At 65.1% G+C, this 16,109-nt stretch carries 19 protein-coding genes; 8 read left to right on the top strand and 11 right to left on the bottom strand.

The features are described 5' to 3' along the window. Positions 1 to 25 precede the first annotated feature (25 nt). From sugE to ilvD, 3 genes are all read right to left on the bottom strand, one after another. Positions 26 to 343 (bottom strand): quaternary ammonium compound efflux SMR transporter SugE, encoded by a 318-nt coding sequence (sugE, locus tag JKG68_RS12510; protein ID WP_202059838.1) that lies wholly within the window; start codon positions 341 to 343, stop codon positions 26 to 28. Positions 344 to 519: 176 nt separating this feature from the next. After that, positions 520 to 825, bottom strand: a complete 306-nt coding sequence (locus tag JKG68_RS12505; RefSeq protein WP_202059836.1) for a hypothetical protein — start codon at positions 823 to 825, stop codon at positions 520 to 522. A 174-nt stretch (positions 826 to 999) separates the two neighbouring features. Beyond that, positions 1,000 to 2,829: a dihydroxy-acid dehydratase gene (gene ilvD / locus JKG68_RS12500; RefSeq protein ID WP_202059834.1), complete on the bottom strand. Its 1,830-nt coding sequence runs from the start codon at positions 2,827 to 2,829 to the stop codon at positions 1,000 to 1,002. A 413-nt stretch (positions 2,830 to 3,242) separates the two neighbouring features. Here ilvD and JKG68_RS12495 point away from each other — a divergent pair, with 413 nt between their 5' ends. Further along, a complete protein-coding gene (locus tag JKG68_RS12495; RefSeq protein WP_202059832.1) occupies positions 3,243 to 3,833 on the top strand; it encodes a cation efflux transmembrane domain-containing protein in 591 nt (196 codons plus the stop codon). A 40-nt stretch (positions 3,834 to 3,873) separates the two neighbouring features. After that, positions 3,874 to 4,164, top strand: a complete 291-nt coding sequence (locus JKG68_RS12490) for a hypothetical protein (protein ID WP_210346311.1) — start codon at positions 3,874 to 3,876, stop codon at positions 4,162 to 4,164. A gap of 174 nt (positions 4,165 to 4,338) precedes the next feature. On the opposite strand, the gene JKG68_RS12485 is transcribed toward JKG68_RS12490, so the two are convergent. Both JKG68_RS12485 and JKG68_RS12480 read right to left on the bottom strand, forming a co-directional pair. Further along, positions 4,339 to 4,776 (bottom strand): YqaA family protein, encoded by a 438-nt coding sequence (locus JKG68_RS12485; RefSeq protein WP_202059828.1) that lies wholly within the window; start codon positions 4,774 to 4,776, stop codon positions 4,339 to 4,341. An 81-nt stretch (positions 4,777 to 4,857) separates the two neighbouring features. After that, positions 4,858 to 5,082 carry a hypothetical protein gene (locus tag JKG68_RS12480; RefSeq protein ID WP_202059826.1) on the bottom strand — a complete coding sequence of 75 codons (225 nt, stop codon included), beginning with the start codon at positions 5,080 to 5,082 and terminating at the stop codon, positions 4,858 to 4,860. Positions 5,083 to 5,274: 192 nt separating this feature from the next. On the opposite strand from JKG68_RS12480, the gene JKG68_RS12475 reads away from it, so the two are divergent. Next, positions 5,275 to 6,453, top strand: coding sequence for a BaiN/RdsA family NAD(P)/FAD-dependent oxidoreductase (locus JKG68_RS12475; protein ID WP_202059824.1), 1,179 nt, complete (start codon positions 5,275 to 5,277; stop codon positions 6,451 to 6,453). Positions 6,454 to 6,465: 12 nt separating this feature from the next. On the opposite strand, the gene JKG68_RS12470 is transcribed toward JKG68_RS12475, so the two are convergent. Continuing rightward, positions 6,466 to 6,939 (bottom strand): AAC(3)-I family aminoglycoside N-acetyltransferase, encoded by a 474-nt coding sequence (locus tag JKG68_RS12470; protein WP_202059822.1) that lies wholly within the window; start codon positions 6,937 to 6,939, stop codon positions 6,466 to 6,468. 200 nt (positions 6,940 to 7,139) lie between these two features. Between JKG68_RS12470 and JKG68_RS12465 the strand changes: the two genes are divergently transcribed. Continuing rightward, positions 7,140 to 8,120, top strand: coding sequence for an aldo/keto reductase (locus JKG68_RS12465; RefSeq protein WP_202059820.1), 981 nt, complete (start codon positions 7,140 to 7,142; stop codon positions 8,118 to 8,120). Between the two features lie 242 nt (positions 8,121 to 8,362). On the opposite strand, the gene JKG68_RS12460 is transcribed toward JKG68_RS12465, so the two are convergent. Beyond that, positions 8,363 to 9,556: an aminotransferase class V-fold PLP-dependent enzyme gene (locus tag JKG68_RS12460; protein ID WP_202059818.1), complete on the bottom strand. Its 1,194-nt coding sequence runs from the start codon at positions 9,554 to 9,556 to the stop codon at positions 8,363 to 8,365. A 15-nt stretch (positions 9,557 to 9,571) separates the two neighbouring features. Further along, complete coding sequence (kynA, locus tag JKG68_RS12455) at positions 9,572 to 10,396, bottom strand: tryptophan 2,3-dioxygenase (protein ID WP_202059816.1); 825 nt, start codon at positions 10,394 to 10,396, stop codon at positions 9,572 to 9,574. A 178-nt stretch (positions 10,397 to 10,574) separates the two neighbouring features. On the opposite strand from kynA, the gene JKG68_RS12450 reads away from it, so the two are divergent. From JKG68_RS12450 to JKG68_RS12440, 3 genes are all read left to right on the top strand, one after another. Continuing rightward, entirely contained in the window at positions 10,575 to 10,817 is a 243-nt protein-coding gene (locus tag JKG68_RS12450; protein ID WP_202059814.1) for a DUF3297 family protein, read from the top strand. A 127-nt stretch (positions 10,818 to 10,944) separates the two neighbouring features. After that, the gene (locus tag JKG68_RS12445; protein ID WP_202059812.1) at positions 10,945 to 11,235 is read left to right on the top strand and encodes a hypothetical protein; all 291 of its coding nucleotides are present in this window, start codon (positions 10,945 to 10,947) and stop codon (positions 11,233 to 11,235) included. 770 nt (positions 11,236 to 12,005) lie between these two features. Continuing rightward, positions 12,006 to 12,383: a hypothetical protein gene (locus tag JKG68_RS12440; protein ID WP_202059810.1), complete on the top strand. Its 378-nt coding sequence runs from the start codon at positions 12,006 to 12,008 to the stop codon at positions 12,381 to 12,383. Between the two features lie 141 nt (positions 12,384 to 12,524). On the opposite strand, the gene JKG68_RS12435 is transcribed toward JKG68_RS12440, so the two are convergent. Next, positions 12,525 to 13,289 (bottom strand): calcium-binding protein, encoded by a 765-nt coding sequence (locus JKG68_RS12435; protein WP_202059808.1) that lies wholly within the window; start codon positions 13,287 to 13,289, stop codon positions 12,525 to 12,527. 348 nt (positions 13,290 to 13,637) lie between these two features. Here JKG68_RS12435 and JKG68_RS12430 point away from each other — a divergent pair, with 348 nt between their 5' ends. Next, entirely contained in the window at positions 13,638 to 14,348 is a 711-nt protein-coding gene (locus JKG68_RS12430; protein ID WP_202059806.1) for a hypothetical protein, read from the top strand. A gap of 19 nt (positions 14,349 to 14,367) precedes the next feature. Here the strand turns inward: JKG68_RS12430 and JKG68_RS12425 are convergent, their stop codons facing one another. Both JKG68_RS12425 and JKG68_RS12420 read right to left on the bottom strand, forming a co-directional pair. Then, positions 14,368 to 15,138, bottom strand: a complete 771-nt coding sequence (locus JKG68_RS12425; protein ID WP_202059804.1) for an ABC transporter ATP-binding protein — start codon at positions 15,136 to 15,138, stop codon at positions 14,368 to 14,370. After that, positions 15,132 to 16,109, bottom strand: a 978-nt coding sequence (locus JKG68_RS12420; protein ID WP_202059802.1) for a FecCD family ABC transporter permease, incomplete at its 5' end; no start/stop codon positions are given. The genes JKG68_RS12420 and JKG68_RS12425, both read right to left, overlap by 7 nt.

Raw genomic sequence — 16,109 nt, 5'->3', positions numbered from 1 at the left:
ATGCCCTTAGCCATATCAGCCGAAGCTAGCCCGAGGCTAACTTCAGCCCGAGGATCCCGGACACGATCAGGCCGATGCAGACCAGGCGCATCGCCGTTGCGGGCTCGCCGAAAAGGTAGATGCCCAAAAGCGCCGTTCCCACGGTGCCGATGCCGGTCCACACCGCATAGCCGGTGCCCACCGGAAGGGTCTTGAGGGCCAAGCCCAGGAGCAGAACGCTCACGACCATGCTCAAGCCGGTGAAAATCGAGGGAACAAGGCGCGTGAAGCCGTCGGTGTATTTCAGGCCGATTGCCCAGCCGATCTCGAACAGGCCCGCGAGCCCAAGCCAAGTCCATGCCATGACAGGACCTCCGTCATTGGCAGGGCCGTCCCCACCGGATGTCATGAAGGCGCGAGGTCGTCCTCGCACGCCTTTGTGTATACAGGGTCGGGAATAGCTTCTCAATAGAACGGGGTCGCGGCCAAAAGGCTGCCCTGCCCAAATGGTGGGCATCAGGGAAAAATCGCGCAACTGGCTTAATCCTCGGGCGGTTCCGGTTCCGGTGGCGGAGCCGAGCGCCCGAGCGAGGCGAGCGGGTTGAACGGCGTGTAGATCTGGTGCTTCCATTCGTCGCCGCAATTGACGCAGATCGAGCGCATCATGTGGGTGCTCTGCTCCAGGCGCCTGAGAAGCTTCTGCTGCCGCTTCAGTGCCTCGTTGGCCTCGGCCTCGTAGCCTGAGGGACGAACGGTCAGCTGGAGAGGCTTCTCTTCCGGTGAGCCCTGGGCGAGGCCCAGTCCCGTAAGGAGAAGAAAGCTGGCGGTCAGTGCGAAGCGGCTCATCGGTATCCTGCGGCTGATTTGGCCCGGTCCGACTGGACTCCACCGGACAGTGTTTCGTCAAGGCGCGGTGCCTCGCCTGAGACCTTTGGCAGCGGCGGTCCCTCCAAAGAACAGCGCCGCGGCAGAGGCCCCTGCCGCGGCGCTGTTCTTGGCTTCAAACCGGAACCGGCCGGATCAGATCTGCCGCACGGCGCCCTTGGCGGCGCTGGTGGCCAGCATGGCATAGGCCTTGAGGGCCGCCGACACCTTGCGCTTGCGGGGAGCCGCCGGCTGCCAGCCCTTGGCCTGCTGCGCGGCGCGGCGGCGCTCCAGCTCCGCGTCGTCCACGGCGAGGCGGATGCCGCGGTTCGGGATGTCGATCTCGATCCGGTCGCCGTCCTGCACGAGGCCGATGGTGCCGCCCTCGGCCGCTTCCGGCGAGACGTGGCCGATGGACAGGCCCGAGGTGCCGCCGGAGAAGCGCCCGTCGGTGATGAGCGCGCAGGCTTTGCCGAGGCCCTTCGATTTCAGGTAGCTCGTGGGGTAGAGCATCTCCTGCATGCCGGGTCCGCCGCGCGGCCCCTCGTAGCGGATCACCACCACGTCGCCGGCCTTGACCTTGCCGTTGAGGATGCCGCTCACCCCATCGTCCTGGCTCTCGAACACGACCGCTGGGCCGGAGAAGACCAGGATGCTCTCGTCGACGCCGGCCGTCTTCACGATGCAGCCGTCGAGCGCCAGGTTGCCGGAGAGAACCGCAAGGCCCCCGTCCTTGGAGAAGGCATGCTCCGCATTGCGGATCACGCCGCCCGCCCGGTCCGTGTCCACGCTGTCGTAGCGGCTCGCCTGGCTGAAGGCGGTCTGCGTGGGCACGCCGCCGGGCGCTGCGGCGAAGAATTCATGCACTGCCGGGCTGTTCGAGCGCGTCACGTCCCAGCGGTCGAGCGCCGCCTTCATGCTCTCCGCATGAACCGTGGGCACCGAGGTGTCGAGAAGGCCCGCCCGGTCGAGCTCGCCAAGGATGCCCATGATGCCGCCGGCCCGGTGCACGTCCTCCATGTGGACGTTGGCGATGGCGGGCGCGACCTTGCACAGCACCGGCACGCGCCGCGACAGGCGGTCGATGTCGGCCATGGTGAAGGGAACCTCGGCCTCGTGGGCCGCGGCCAGCAGGTGCAGCACCGTGTTGCTCGATCCGCCCATGGCGATGTCGAGGGTCATGGCGTTCTCGAAGGCCGCGAACGAGGCGATGGAACGCGGCAGAACGCTCGCGTCGTCCTGCTCGTAGTAGCGGCGGGCGAGATCGACGATCAGGTGGCCGGCTTCCACGAAGAGGCGCTTGCGGTCGGCATGCGTTGCCAGCGTCGAGCCGTTGCCCGGGAGCGACAGACCCAGCGCCTCCGTGAGGCAGTTCATGGAATTGGCCGTGAACATGCCTGAGCACGAGCCGCAGGTGGGGCAGGCGGAGCGCTCGATCGCCTTGATGTCCTCTTCGGCGACGTTCTCGTCGGCAGCGGCCACCATGGCGTCCACGAGGTCGAGCTTCTTGGTCACGCCGTTGAGCACGACCTTGCCGGCTTCCATCGGCCCGCCGGACACGAAGACGACCGGGATGTTGATGCGCAGGGCCGCCATCAGCATGCCGGGGGTGATCTTGTCGCAGTTGGAGATGCACACCATGGCGTCGGCGCAGTGGGCATTGACCATGTACTCGACCGAGTCCGCGATCAGCTCCCGGGACGGCAGGGAGTAGAGCATGCCGTCATGGCCCATGGCGATGCCGTCGTCGACCGCGATGGTGTTGAACTCCTTGGCGACGCCGCCGGCCTTCTCGATCTCCCGCGCCACGAGCTGGCCCAGGTCCTTGAGGTGGACATGGCCCGGCACGAACTGGGTGAAGGAGTTCACCACGGCGATGATCGGCTTGCCGAAGTCGGAATCCTTCATGCCCGTGGCCCGCCAGAGGCCGCGAGCGCCCGCCATGTTGCGGCCGTGGGTGGTGGTGCGAGAACGATAGGCTGGCATGGTTTCCCCTACAAATCCGAGGCCTTGTTCGACTGAAATTGCGTAACTTGCAAGAAAAATTGCCATTCCTTGTGGTCGCGCCTGCTTTGCCGCAATGGAATTGCCGAGGCACGCCCCGGGCTGTCATCCCCAGTGGTCCGCAGCCCGGGAAGGCGCTTCATGGCTTTGCGCGCGTGAGTGGATTCCCTTCCCCTCCGCTTTCGCTCCGGCCGGGAATGACACTGAGGTCAGGTAAGCGCCACGCTGTCATCCCCGGCGAGCCGCAGGCGAGGGAAGGGGATCCACGATCAAGCGCTGCTTTATGGATTCCCTCCCCGCCGTGCGCACTCCCGGAAACGACGGCGAAGGACAACGCTCTTGCGGAGGAACGCCTCTGTCGCTAGGCCCCGCCATGTTTGCCGCGTGAGAACCTCATGACCGTCGATCCATCCAGCCAGGCCTTGCGCCGCACCGTCGCCCTCGTGGCGGTCCTCAACCTCGGCTATTTCGGGGTCGAGTTCGCGGTGGCGCTCGCCATCGGATCGGTGTCGCTGTTTGCCGACAGCGTCGATTTCCTGGAGGACGCCTCGGTCAACCTCCTCATCCTCCTGGCCTTGGGCTTTACTGCCCTGATGCGGGCGCGGGTCGGCATGGTGCTGGCCGGCATCCTGCTGGTGCCGGGGCTTGCCACCCTCTGGATGGCCTGGGAGAAGTTTTCCGTGCCCGTTCCGCCCGAGCCCGTGCCCCTGTCGCTTGCAGGCGCGGGGGCGCTCGCGGTCAATCTGGTCTGCGCCGCGCTTCTCGCCCGCTATCGCCACCACAGCGGCAGCCTCACGACGGCGGCCTTCCTGTCCGCCCGCAACGACGCCATCGCCAACGTGGCCATCGTGGCGGCGGGCCTGGTGACCGCGGCGACCCTGTCCGCCTGGCCGGATCTCATCGTCGGCCTCGCCATTGCGGCCATGAATGCCGATGCCGCCCGGGAGGTGTGGGAGGCGGCCCGCGAGGAGCACAGGACGGCCTGAGGTTGCCTAGTTTCGGCCAAGCTGAAACGGCCGAGCCTCGATGAACGTTGTCCCGCCTGAACCCTCTGGACAAGAGCAGGACGGCGACATGGTGATGCAAACCGATTTGAATGCTCCGGCCCATCTGCAATTCGAGCCCATGGGCCCGCAGGGCGGCAGCCAAGGCGCTCCGAGCGACGTGGTGGAATTTCCCTCCCTGCGCGAGGCCGTCCACTGGGCCATGACCAACGAGGCGCCCGCCGGCATGCACGCGGTCATCCGCACCGCATCCGGCGACGTGATCGACCCGGGTCATCTGGAAGAGATCTGGTCGAGCCTCCAGGGGCCGTAAGGCCAGCCTCCACTGTCATTCCGGGGCGGCTCGCATGAGCCGAGCCCGGAATCCATAAACACCACATCGACCTTTGTGATGCTGTGATAGTCGCTGTGTTCTACTGCGTAACGTTAGTGGTTATGGATTCCGGGCTCCGCTGCGCGGCCCCGGAATGACAGCGAAAGCGTTTATTCACATCCACCCCAAGCTCAACCCACCCACGGCGAGATAGCGGCCCGTCTTGGCAAGCGCCACGAGCGGGATGAAGACCCGCAAGGGTTCGCGCAGCACGCCGGCCACGATGGTCAGCGGATCGCCGATGATCGGCGTCCAGCTCAGGAGCAGCGTCCAGCGCCCGTAGCGGTGATACCAGCCCTCGGCCCGCGCCATCTGATCGCGCTTCACCGGAAACCAGGGACGGTCCTGGAAGCGAACCAGGAAGCGGCCCAGGAACCAGTTGACGATGGAGCCGAGGATGTTGCCGACGCTCGCCGCGAGAATGAGCGCCCACCACGCATAATGCTCCGCCACCAGCATGGCGAAGAGCACGGCTTCCGACTGGAACGGGAAGATGGTGGCGGACAGGAAGGAGGCGGCGAACAAGGCGCCGTATTCGGCAAGGTGAGGCATGAGGCTGGATCGCATCCGGGGCGCGAGGGCGCAAGCCCGCTCGTGGCGCCCCGGCATGACGCGGCTGGAAAACGCCTGAGTTCAGATGATGGTCGAGCCGTCCGATCTCACCCGCGCGTCGCCGATCTGGCGCACGAGCTTGTCGGCCTCCTCATTGCTCACGCGGATGCGCACCAGGGTCCAGGCGTTCTCCGATTTCCAGAGCCGGAAGGAGAGCATGAAGCCGTCGCCGTCCTTGTGGGCATCCGCATAGGTGGCGTCGGGCAGGTCGTAGGGCCCGAGGCCGTCGAAGGTGAGATGTCCCACGCTGCGTCTCCCATTATAGGCTTGCCTGATCCAAACGGTCTCGGCTCGCCTGGGTTCACGGCCAGCCCCATCATCCCGCCCTCCCTGCGTCAGGCCGCGTCTTGCGCCGCCTGCCTCCCTTGGATTACGAACGGCCTCCCGCCGCGCCCCTCATGGCAGATGCGCGGCGATATCCGTTGAGGAAAGCATCCCTTGGATCAGTTCGACGTTGTGGTGATCGGCGCAGGCGCTGCCGGCATGATGTGCGCGGCCGAAGCCGGCAAGCGCGGGCGCTCCGTGCTGGTCATCGACCATGCGGCCAAGCCCGGCGAGAAGATCCGCATCTCCGGTGGCGGACGGTGCAATTTCACCAACCTCAACGCGGGGCCGTCGAACTTCATCTCGCAGAACCCGAGCTTCGCCATCTCGGCCCTGCGCCGCTACACGCAACGGGACTTCATCGCCCTCGTGGAGCGCTACGGCATCGCCTATCACGAGAAGACCCTGGGCCAGCTCTTCTGCGACGGCTCGTCGAGGCAGATCGTCGATCTGCTGCTGAACGAGATGCGCCAGGCGCAGGTGACGCTTCGCCTGTCGACTTCCGTTGAGGCGGTGGAGAAAACCCCCGAAGGCTTCGAGCTGCGGCTCCAGCAAGGTGCCGTGCGATGCCAGTCCCTCGTGGTGGCCACAGGCGGCAAATCAATCCCGAAGATGGGCGCCACCGGCTTCGGCTATGATCTGGCGGGGCAGTTTGGCCTCAAGCTCGTCGAGACCCGGCCGGCCCTGGTGCCGCTCACCCTGGAGCCCACCCTGCTGGAGCGCCTCACGCCGCTCGCGGGCGTGGCCGTCGATGCGGTGGCGGGCTGCGGGAAGACGGCGTTCTCGGAGGCGATGCTGTTCACCCACCGGGGCTTGAGCGGCCCGGCCATCCTGCAGATCTCGTCCTACTGGCGCGAGGGCGACGAGATCGTGCTCTCCATGCTGCCGGGGGTGAGCCTGTTCGAGGAGCTGCGGAAGGCCCGGGCCCAGAACGGCCGGCAGGCGCTGCAGACGGCCCTTTCCGGGTTTTTGCCCAAGCGGCTGGCGCAGCTCGTGGCCGAGACCGAGAAGGGCCCCGCCAACCTGGCGGATTATTCCGACAAGCGGCTGCGCGCCATCGACGAGGCCGTGAACCGGTGGCGCTTCAAGCCTGCGGGCTCGGAGGGCTACCGCACCGCCGAGGTCACCCTCGGCGGGGTCGATACCCGCGAGCTCGATTCCAGGACCATGGAGGCGAAGGCGGTGCCGGGCCTCTACTTCATCGGCGAGGTGGTGGACGTGACCGGCTGGCTCGGGGGCTACAATTTCCAGTGGGCCTGGTCGTCGGGCTGGTGCGCCGGGCAGGCGGCCTGAGGGCTGCGCCGATCAGCGCGATGCGGGCGCAACCGCGATGTCGAAATGCAGCACCTCCTCGCGCACCCCGAGCTTGTCGTAGAGCGCGATGGCCGGATCGTCGCCATGATCGGCCTGAACGTAGATCACCCAGGCGCCCCGGCGGGCTGCGATCCCGCGCAGGTGCGCGATGAGGGCGGTCGCGATGCCCTGCCGCCGGTGCGCCGCGCCTACGGCCAGATCGTAGATATATACCTCGCGCCGTGCCTGCTCGAACTTGTCGAGCTCATAGGCCACGAGCCCGCCCAGGACCTCGTCGCCCGAAAGCGCCACGACCGCGAAGACATGTTCCTTGGCGAGCAGGCCCTCCAGGTAGGCGTCGTCAGGCTGGTCTCCCGTGTAGGTCTGGGGATCGCCGAAGGCCTCGCCGAACAAGGCGTTCAGCCCCCGCATGACCGGAACGTCGGCGGGCCCGAGGCGGCGGAGGGTTACGGGCGAGAGGAGCATGGCCGGAGGATAGCACGGTTCGGGCGCCCGTTAAGGCCCCGAAGCACCATGGTGAGCCTTGCGTGAGGGGAGGGCCTTGCGAGCCGCACTCACCGCCATCGCACGACCCAGGGCTGGAAACCGGATGGCTCAGGGCTAGTTCATGCCCTGCCGGCCGCGCGTTCGCGGCGCCACTTGCCCCTCACATCCGGAGATCGTCCATGCAGCAGCGTCAGCTCGGTCAACTGCAAGTATCCGCCCTTGGCCTCGGCTGCATGGGCATGTCGGAGTTCTACGGCACCCGCGACGAGGATGAGGCCATCGCCACGATCCATCGGGCGGTCGAGCTCGGCGTCACCTTTCTCGACACCGCGGACATGTACGGGGTCGGGCGCAACGAGGAGCTCGTCGGCCGCGCCATCGCGGACCGGCGCGACAGGGTGGTGCTGGCCACCAAGTTCGGCAACGTGCGGGGCCCCAACGGCGAGCGCCTCGGGGTCAGCGGCAAGCCGGACTATGTGCGCCAGGCCTGCGAGGCGAGCCTGAAGCGGCTCAAGCTCGATCACATCGATCTCTACTACCAGCACCGGGTGGATCCCAGCACGCCCATCGAGGATACGGTGGGGGCGATGGCCGATCTCGTGCGCGAGGGCAAGGTGCGGTATCTCGGCCTCTCGGAGGCGGGACCGCAGACCATCCGCCGTGCCCATGCGGTTCATCCCATCACCGCCCTGCAGACGGAGTATTCCCTCTGGAGCCGCGATCCGGAGGATGAGCTTCTTCCCACCGTGCGCGAGCTCGGCATCGGCTTCGTGCCTTACTCACCGCTCGGACGTGGATTCCTCACAGGGCAGATCAAGAGCATCGACGATCTGGAGCCGGACGATTTCCGCCGCAGCTCGCCGCGCTTCCAGGGCGAGAACTTCCAGAAGAACCTCGACCTCGTGCGCGAGATCGAAGCCATGGCCGGAGAGAAGGGCTGCACGGCCTCGCAGCTCGCGCTCGCCTGGGTGCTGGCGCAGGGCAACGACATCGTGCCGATCCCCGGCACCAAGCGCCGCCGCTACCTGGAAGAGAATGTCGGCGCCCTCGACGTGACGCTTAACGCCGATGAGCTTCAGCGCATCGACCGCATCATCCCGCCGGGCGCCGCCGCCGGCACGCGCTACCCGGAGCCGGGCATGAAGATGCTGGGGCTCTAGAACAGCGGATGTATCGCGGCGGGCGCAGGCCGGGAAGGGGATCCACTCACATGCTCAGCGGAATGGATTCCCTTCCCCTCCGCTACGCTCCGGCCGGGAATGACACTGAAGGTGTGTCGCTGTCATCCCCGGCGAGCCGCAGGCCGGGAAGGGGATCCAGTCACACGCCCAGCGCCATGAATTCCCTTCCCGCACTGCGGCCGGGAATGGCATGGGCGTCGCCCAAGGGTCCGCACGATGCGCTAGGCCGCCGATGACGTATCCGCCGCCATGGATTCGATCGCCCCGGCCTCGTCGATGCGCCGGACCAGGTCGTCCACTTCCTCTTCCGTCTGGTAGATGCCGAAGCCCAGGCGCAGGCGGTGGCCGCGCACGTCGGTGACCACCCGCAGGTCCTTCAGGTCGCGGTGGATGGCCTGCGCCTGCGGGGTCTCGAAGGTGAGGAAGTTGCCGCGCCGGGTTTCGTCGGCCGGCACCACGAGGGAGGCCTGCTCGAACAAGGCGGAATCGGAGATGCGCCGCAGGAAGTGCTGCTGCAGCGCCTTCGCGTGGGCGTGAATGATGCCCGGCGTGATGCCTTCTTCCGCGAGCCAGCGCATCACCGCGTTGAAGCGGTAGAGGCCCGACGGGTCGAAGGTCGCGCCCATGAAGCGCCAGCCGTCCTGGCTGTAGCCCACCTGTCCGCTCTGCGCGCCCATCAGGTTGCCGAAGGCGGCGTACCAGCCGGTATCGCGCGGGCGCGGGCCCCAGCCGGGCGGGCAGTGCATGAAGCACGCGCCTTCGCCCGCCATGGCGTATTTGTAGCCGCCCGCCATGTAGAACACGCGCTCGGCGATGGCGCTCAGGTCGGTGGGACGCGCCATGAAGCCGTGATAGCCGTCGATCACGATCATGGCCCCGTCGCTGGCGCATTCGGCGACCCTGCGCCCGTCCGGCGCAAAGCCCGAATTGAAGAAGACCTGGCTCACGAAGACGAGATCGTAGCCGTCCTGGGCGGCCGAAAAGAAGCGATCCTCGAAGGTCGTGAAGGGCTCGACCGGCACCCGCGTCACCGACACGGCTCGCTCCTCCTCCAGGCGCGCCATCTGGCGAGTGAAGGAGTGGAACTCGCCGTCCGAGGTAAGGATGCGGATCAGTCGATCCGCCGGGAAGCACGACAGGATGCGCTTGAGAAGCTCATGGGTGTTGGGCGCCACCGCGATGGTGGACGGATCGGGCAGGCCGAGATGCTCCGCCGCATGGCCGCGAAACTCGTCGAGGACGGGGCCGAGCACGTGCTCCCACTTGTCGTCCATCAGGCGGGCGGCATCGTCCCAGGCCCGCAGTTGCGCCTCGCGGGTCACATCGGGCCAGGGGTGATGGCTGTGGGCTGCGAAGTGCAGGCGGTCCGGCTCGGTGTTGAGGAAGCGGGAGAATTGGGAACGCAGGTCAAGCATGATGATCCTACCTGATTAGATCTTGCCGCGCACGGACCAGAGCTCGGGGAAGAAGTACTTTTCCAGCGCCTTGCGCAGGTAGCTCACGCCGGTGCTGCCCCCCGTGCCGCTGCGCATGCCGATGATGCGCTCCACGGTCTTCATGTGCCGGAAGCGCCATTGCTGGAAGGCGTCCTCAAGATCCACCAGTTCCTCGGCAAGCTCGTAGAGGTCGAAATGCTCGCCGGAATGGCGGTAGATCTCCTCCCACACGGCCTCGACGCCCGGATGCGCCGCATAGGGCTGCGTCAGGTCGCGCTCCAGCACCTCGACCGGCACGGCGTATCCGCGCCGGGCCAGCAGGCGTAGGGATTCGTCATAGAGGCTCGGCGCCCGGTAGGCGGCCTCCAACTGTTCCGCAAGATCGCTCCGGTGCCGGTGCGGCGCCATCTTGCCCGCATCCTTGGCCCCGAGCTTGAACTCCACGAGCCGGTACTGCCAGGACTGGAAGCCCGAGGATTTGCCGAGCGCCGGGCGGAAGCTCAGGTAGTCGGACGGCGTCATGGTGGACAGCACCGTCCAGGCCTGGATCAGCTGCTCCTGAATCCGGTTGATGCGGGCCGTGCACTTGAAGGCGGGCTGCAGCTCGTCCGCCCTGATATGGGCGAGCGCCGTGTCGAGCTCCCGGTTCAGAAGCTTGAGCCACAGCTCCATCACCTGGTGGATGGTGATGAAGAGAAGCTCGTCGTGCTCGCCCGTGAGAGGGGTTTGGGCGGACAGGAGGGTGTCGAGCCGGAGATAGTCCCCATAGCTCATGCCGTCGGAAAAATCGGTGTGGATCCCGTCTGTCGCAGCCGACAAATCTCTCTCCCTGTCTGCTTCCGCTTGTGGCGCGGATTATGGTCTCCCGGCCCGGGAGTTCAACGAAAGTAGGGTATCGCGGGGCTCTTGTCACGGGGAGGGAGCCGCAATTGGCTTTCAGGGCACAAGAGGATAGGTTGCCGGCCGACCCCATACCCACGATTGGAGAATTCTTCGCATGACCGACACGCTTCCCGACCGCCTGTCCTCGAACCCGAACAGCCCCTATTTCAACGAGGAGCTGATCGCGAAGGGCGTGGGCATCCGCTTCAACGGGGCCGAGAAGACCAATGTGGACGAGTATTGCGTCAGCGAAGGCTGGGTGCGCGTGACCGCCGGCAATGCCAAGGATCGCCACGGCAATCCCATGACCATCAAGCTCAGGGGCAAGGTCGAGCCCTACTTCCACACCAAGGAATAGAGCATTCCAGGTGAATAAGGCTCTGCCCTAACGCTGGGGCAGGGCTGGACGCGCCGCTCGGCGCGTCCCAAGATCGGGACCAGGCTTGTCAGTCGAGGCTTTGCCTCCCGCAAGAGGTTTGTCCTGAATGGCCGTTGGTTGCGGACGGATGATATTTGTGGCGGCCTGGCTCTGCGCCGGCCAGGCTCTGGCCCATAGCTGGTATCCGGCCTGGTGCTGCGACGAACACGATTGCCGGGAGCTTGTCGAGGCCCGGGGTGAGACCGTGACCGAGACCGCCGAGGGATGGCGGCTCTGGGATGGACGCCTCGTCGGGCGGGAATACGCCAAGATGTCCCCGGATGCCAAATTCCACCTCTGCGAGGAACCCAGGACCCGGGCCATCATCTGCTTTTTCGCCCCTCAGGGAGCGTCCTGAGTTCTTGGCTATATGCCATGAGGCGCTTGCGGGGGGGCGATTTCCCAAAAAGAAAGCGCCCGCTTTTCAGAGGGCGCTATAAGGTCCGACCCGTAGGGGCAAATAAAAGGTCGAGAACCTATCTATTCATGGAGTATTCTGTCGAAAATGTGTCGAATCATGAGATTGATTGCGCATGTCAATAGATTAACTGCGCCATTCTGACGCTCTATGTAGTTTATTTGTAAACTATTTTGCTTGCTGAGGCGGAATGTTTGTTTTATGCAGCGTTAACCGTAGGGGCAAAATACGGTCTTAAGGGTCACGAACACAGTCATAAATGGCTGGTCGTGGCCCTTTTTCTTATGTGCTGGGAAATCTATTCTATCGAAGTTCCCGTTCGTCCTAGTTTTTGAATATTTGCTCTTCCGCCGGGCGCTTTGACGGGTGGGCGCTGCCTGGACTTCCTGGTTTCCGCTGCGGCCCGCAAGGTGCGGATGCTAAGGGGGCGTTCCTTTCGGCTCTCGCCCTGTTGCGCCTTAGGGATCCTTTAAGACGGCCGGGTCTTCAATCCCGCTCCGACCGTCCTCGGCGCGGTTGCCGAGGATCGTGCGCTTGCAGAAGGCGGCGGGGTTGCGGGAATAGGGCGGCTGGCTCGACGCGCAAGTGGCATAGGGCCGGAACCACCCAAATTGCCGTTCGTTTACCTCTTGTGAGGTAGGTTTGTTACTCTGGGTGCCTGAACCTGGCGCGACTGCAACACGCGTGTTCAACAACGTGAGATGTAGGCCATGACAGAACTGGAAGAGTTCAAGACCGTCATCGTAGACACCATACGCGATGAAGAGCTGGCGACGTCCGCCTGCCACGAGGCTGAGGCCTATGCCAAGCTCTGGCCTGTTGTGTTCATGGTCAACGACTGGGATGTCTGGAACGAGGGCCGGCGCGCCCTCAGGCTTCAGGTTGTCCGCTGGCTGGAAGAGGAGGGGGCCTCCTACGACTTCCATCAGTTCGGCCGCGGCTTGGGCCTCGTCGGCTTCAAGGACCGGGAGGCCGCCAGACAATTCAAGCGCCGCTGGTCCGGGGAGCGGAGGGTGCTATCGGCCTCACGCCAGGATTGGAACCCGCACCCCATGAAGAGCACCTTCGAGCCGTACTACCCCAACTGACGCGGTCCGGCAGGGGCGGTCCGGGCGGACCGCGCCATCGGCGCGAAGCCCTCATGCCAGACGATGCCATGAAGGATGAAGGGAGGAGCGCTATGCCTCCTCCCCACCCCCTCAAGCCCAACCCTATGAGGGCCAGCGTTCTCACATGATGTAGAAGTCGTCGGCGGTAATGCCCTTCGGCTTGTTCGTCAGCGTCGCGAACTTGACCTGAGCCACCTTGCCGGTGCCGTCCGGATCGTAATACAGCGCGCCGGTCTTCTTGTCGTAGATGATCCTGTCGTCCTTATCGTGGGCCTTCTTGCCCTCGTAAAAAGCGCTCTTCTTCAGGTCTCCGGCCTTTCCGGCCTTGGCGAAGACGCTGAACTTGCCGCCCAGATCGTCATAGCCATACTTGGACAGCACGATCTTATCGGTCTTATGCTTGAAATCCGTGACTTTATCGACGTTCGTCTTCTTATCCAGCTTGTCGCCGAAAATGAAGTAATCGGTGCCGTTTCCGCCGGTCACAGTGTCGTTGCCGGAGCCGGCGAGGATGAAGTCGCGTCCGTCGCCGGCTTCGATCTTGTCGTCTCCATGGTATGTCATGAAAACGTTGTCGCTGGCGTTGCCGATGATCGCGTCCTGACCCGGGAGTTCCAGGCGGTTCGAGGTCACGATACCTTCGATGCTGCTGATCGTGTGAGTGCCGTAGCCGGTATTCTGCGCAGCCGTCTGGTTCATGTCGAACGTGATGGATCCCTCGTTGAACAGGATCCAGTCGCTGCCGTCGCTTCCATTGATGGTCAGGCTGAACTCGCTTGACATGATCATGAAAACATCGCCGGACGCGCCGCCTTGGAGGATATGGTCCCCTGAATCGATGATCGGCAGCGAGGCGGGCACGGAGGGAGTGACGATTTTGGCCATGGGATAATCCTTCAGGGGAGGGGCCGCAGCAGGGACCGCTATCGGCTCAGGAAAGGCTTTGGATTTTATAACATGGCGATACGGCAGGTTCAACCGGCTGTTACGGGATTGGAGACCTGCTCCCGAGGCCGAAAGGGCGAGACCGCACCGGCAGACGTGTAGACTTCCCTAAAGGAATAAAAGGAAATATAACTTATAATGTAAGTATAATCCTAATGCGTCAGTGTAGCGACATCGGAAACGTATGAAGTTCAGGAGCCCGCCACTGGGGCCTCAAAGTTGCCTGGATTGTTCATGTATGAACCCGAGCCGTGTCGGAAGTGATTTGCGGATCGGATTATCGAACTAATGAGTGGCCTGTCTCAACCTCGGAGCAACTTCAACTTCCCCTGGCATGTCGACGACGAACCGAAGAGCGGCCTCCTTCAGAGGCTGGAGCTATTCTACAAACTCTGTCATCTCCAGTGGCGGCTGGCCGGGAAATGCGGCGACGCGGTGCGCCCGGCCCTCAGCCGGGTGAGCGGAACGCTCGACCAGACCGTTCTGGCCACTGCGCTGATCGTTTTTCCCAAGGTGTTCGCCGGGTGGGATGCGGCCCGCCCGACCATCCTGGCGCACACGCGCACGCTGCTTCCCTTCATCCCCCTCGCCACCCCGGAGGAGGAGGCGCTGGAGCGCGATCCGGTCTGGGAGCTCCTTGCCGAGTTCCAGGCGCTCGATCCGCATCAGCAGGACAAGGCCGCAAAAAACGTCACTCTCCTGTGGGGGCATTTCGAGGACAGCTTCGGCGGCCTGAGCGGCTTCCTGGCCGAGCCGCAGAGCGAGCAGCTGCAGTATCTCGACAAGCTCATGACCGCCTCTTTGCGCATGAGGCCGGCCCGCGGCTCGGACGTGGCCTTCCACTATGTGACCGTGGAGCTGATGCGCCAGTATGTGAGCTGCCTGCGTTTGGAAAGATCCGACCGGGCGGCCCTGTCCCTGGCGGCCTGCGTGGCGGGTTTGATCAACCGCGGACGCATGCTGACGCCGGCGCTCACGGACCGGACAGGCACGCCCTGAACGGACGGCTCCCTCGGGCTCACGCGCGCCCGAGCGGTCCGTCGATGATCACGTGCGGGCACAGGCGCGAGCAGCGCTCGATGCGGCCTTCCACCTTGTAGATGTTCTGCAGCAGCGTCGGCGTGATCACCGTGTCCACCGCCCCGCAGCTCACCATGGTGCCGGCGTCGATCACCATCACCCGGTCGGCCACGCGCAGCACCTGGTTGAGATCGTGGATGGCCAGCACCACGCAGATCTCCCGCTCCCGCGCCAGCGAGCGGATGAGCGCCAGCACCTCCACCTGCCGGTGAAGGTCGAGCGCGCTCGTCGGCTCGTCGAGGAGCAGGATCCTCGGGTCGCGCACCAGCACCTGGGCGAGCGACACCAGCTGCCGCTGGCCGCCGCTGAGCTCCGAGAGGCCCTTGAACGCGATCGCCTCGATCTGCAGGCGGAACAGGACGCGGTCGACCTCTTCGAGATCCTCGTCGGTGACCTTGCGCGCCGTGCCCTGCTTGCGGGCAAGCAGCACCGACTCGTAGACGGTGAGCACCGTGTTCACGGAGGTGTCCTGCGGCATGTAGCAGACGCTGCTCGCGCTCGCCTTGAGCGGGGCGTCGTCGATGCGGATGTCGCCGGGTCCGTCGAGGAGGCCGGCGATGCGCCGGAACAGGCTCGACTTGCCGGCAGCATTGGGGCCGATCACCGCCGTGACCTCGCCGCCCTTCAGCACCGGCGTGGTGACGCCCGAGAGCACCTCCTGCTTGCCGTAGCGAACGCCGACTTGGTTGAGTTGCAGGGTCGCTACCATGCGCGCCTCCGGCTGGACATGATGAGACTGAAGAGGAACGGAACGCCCACGAGCGCCGTGATGATGCCGATGGGAAAGATCGTTCCGGGCACGATGGACTTGCTGATCACCGAAGTGAGCGACAGGATGGCTGCGCCCGACAACACGGAAGCCGGCAGGAAGTAGCGCTGATCCTCGCCCACCAGCATGCGGGCGATGTGCGGGCCGACCAGCCCGATGAACCCGATGGTGCCGACGAACGCCACCGGCACGGCGGCGAGCAGGCTGATGATCATCATGGTCTCGAGCCTGAGCCAGCGCACGTTGATGCCGAAGCTCGCGGCCTTGTCCTCGCCCAGGCGCAGCGCCGTGAGCGCCCAGGCGCGGCGCACGAAGAGCGGGAGCGAGACGGCCAGCACCGCCGTGGTGATGGCAAGCTTCGGCCACGTGGCGCGGGTGAGGCTGCCCATGGTCCAGAACACGACCGCCGACAGCGCCTGCTCCGACGCGAGATACTGCACCAGCGCGAGCAGCGCGTTGAAGGTGAAGACCAGGGTGATGCCGAGCAGCACGATGGTCTCGACGGTGACGCCGCGCCGCTGGCTCATGAAATGGATGAACAGGGCCGCGAGCATCGCCATCAGAAGCGCGTTGATCGACACGATGTAGTCGATGGCCCAGGGTAGGAAGCCGATGCCGAACACCAGCGCCACCGATGCGCCGAAGCTGGCCGCCGCCGAGATGCCGAGCGTGAAGGGGCTCGCGAGCGGATTGTTCAGGATGGTCTGCATCTGCGCGCCCGCCGCCGACAGGGCGGCGCCGACCACGACCGCCATGAGCGCCACCGGCATGCGGATGTCCCAGATCACCACGCTGATCTGCAGCGAGACCTCGGGCGATCCCATCAGTGCCAGCACGACCTCGCGCATGGAGTAGCGGGCAGGACCCAATCCGAGATCGGCGATCACGGACAGGATCAGGACGAGCGTCAG

This window comes from Microvirga aerilata (genome assembly GCF_016743775.1).
In the GTDB taxonomy this organism is placed as follows: Bacteria; Pseudomonadota; Alphaproteobacteria; order Rhizobiales; family Beijerinckiaceae; genus Microvirga; species Microvirga aerilata.
The sequence above is the reverse complement of the archived record's forward strand: the minus strand, read 5'-3'. Positions and strand labels throughout refer to the sequence as shown.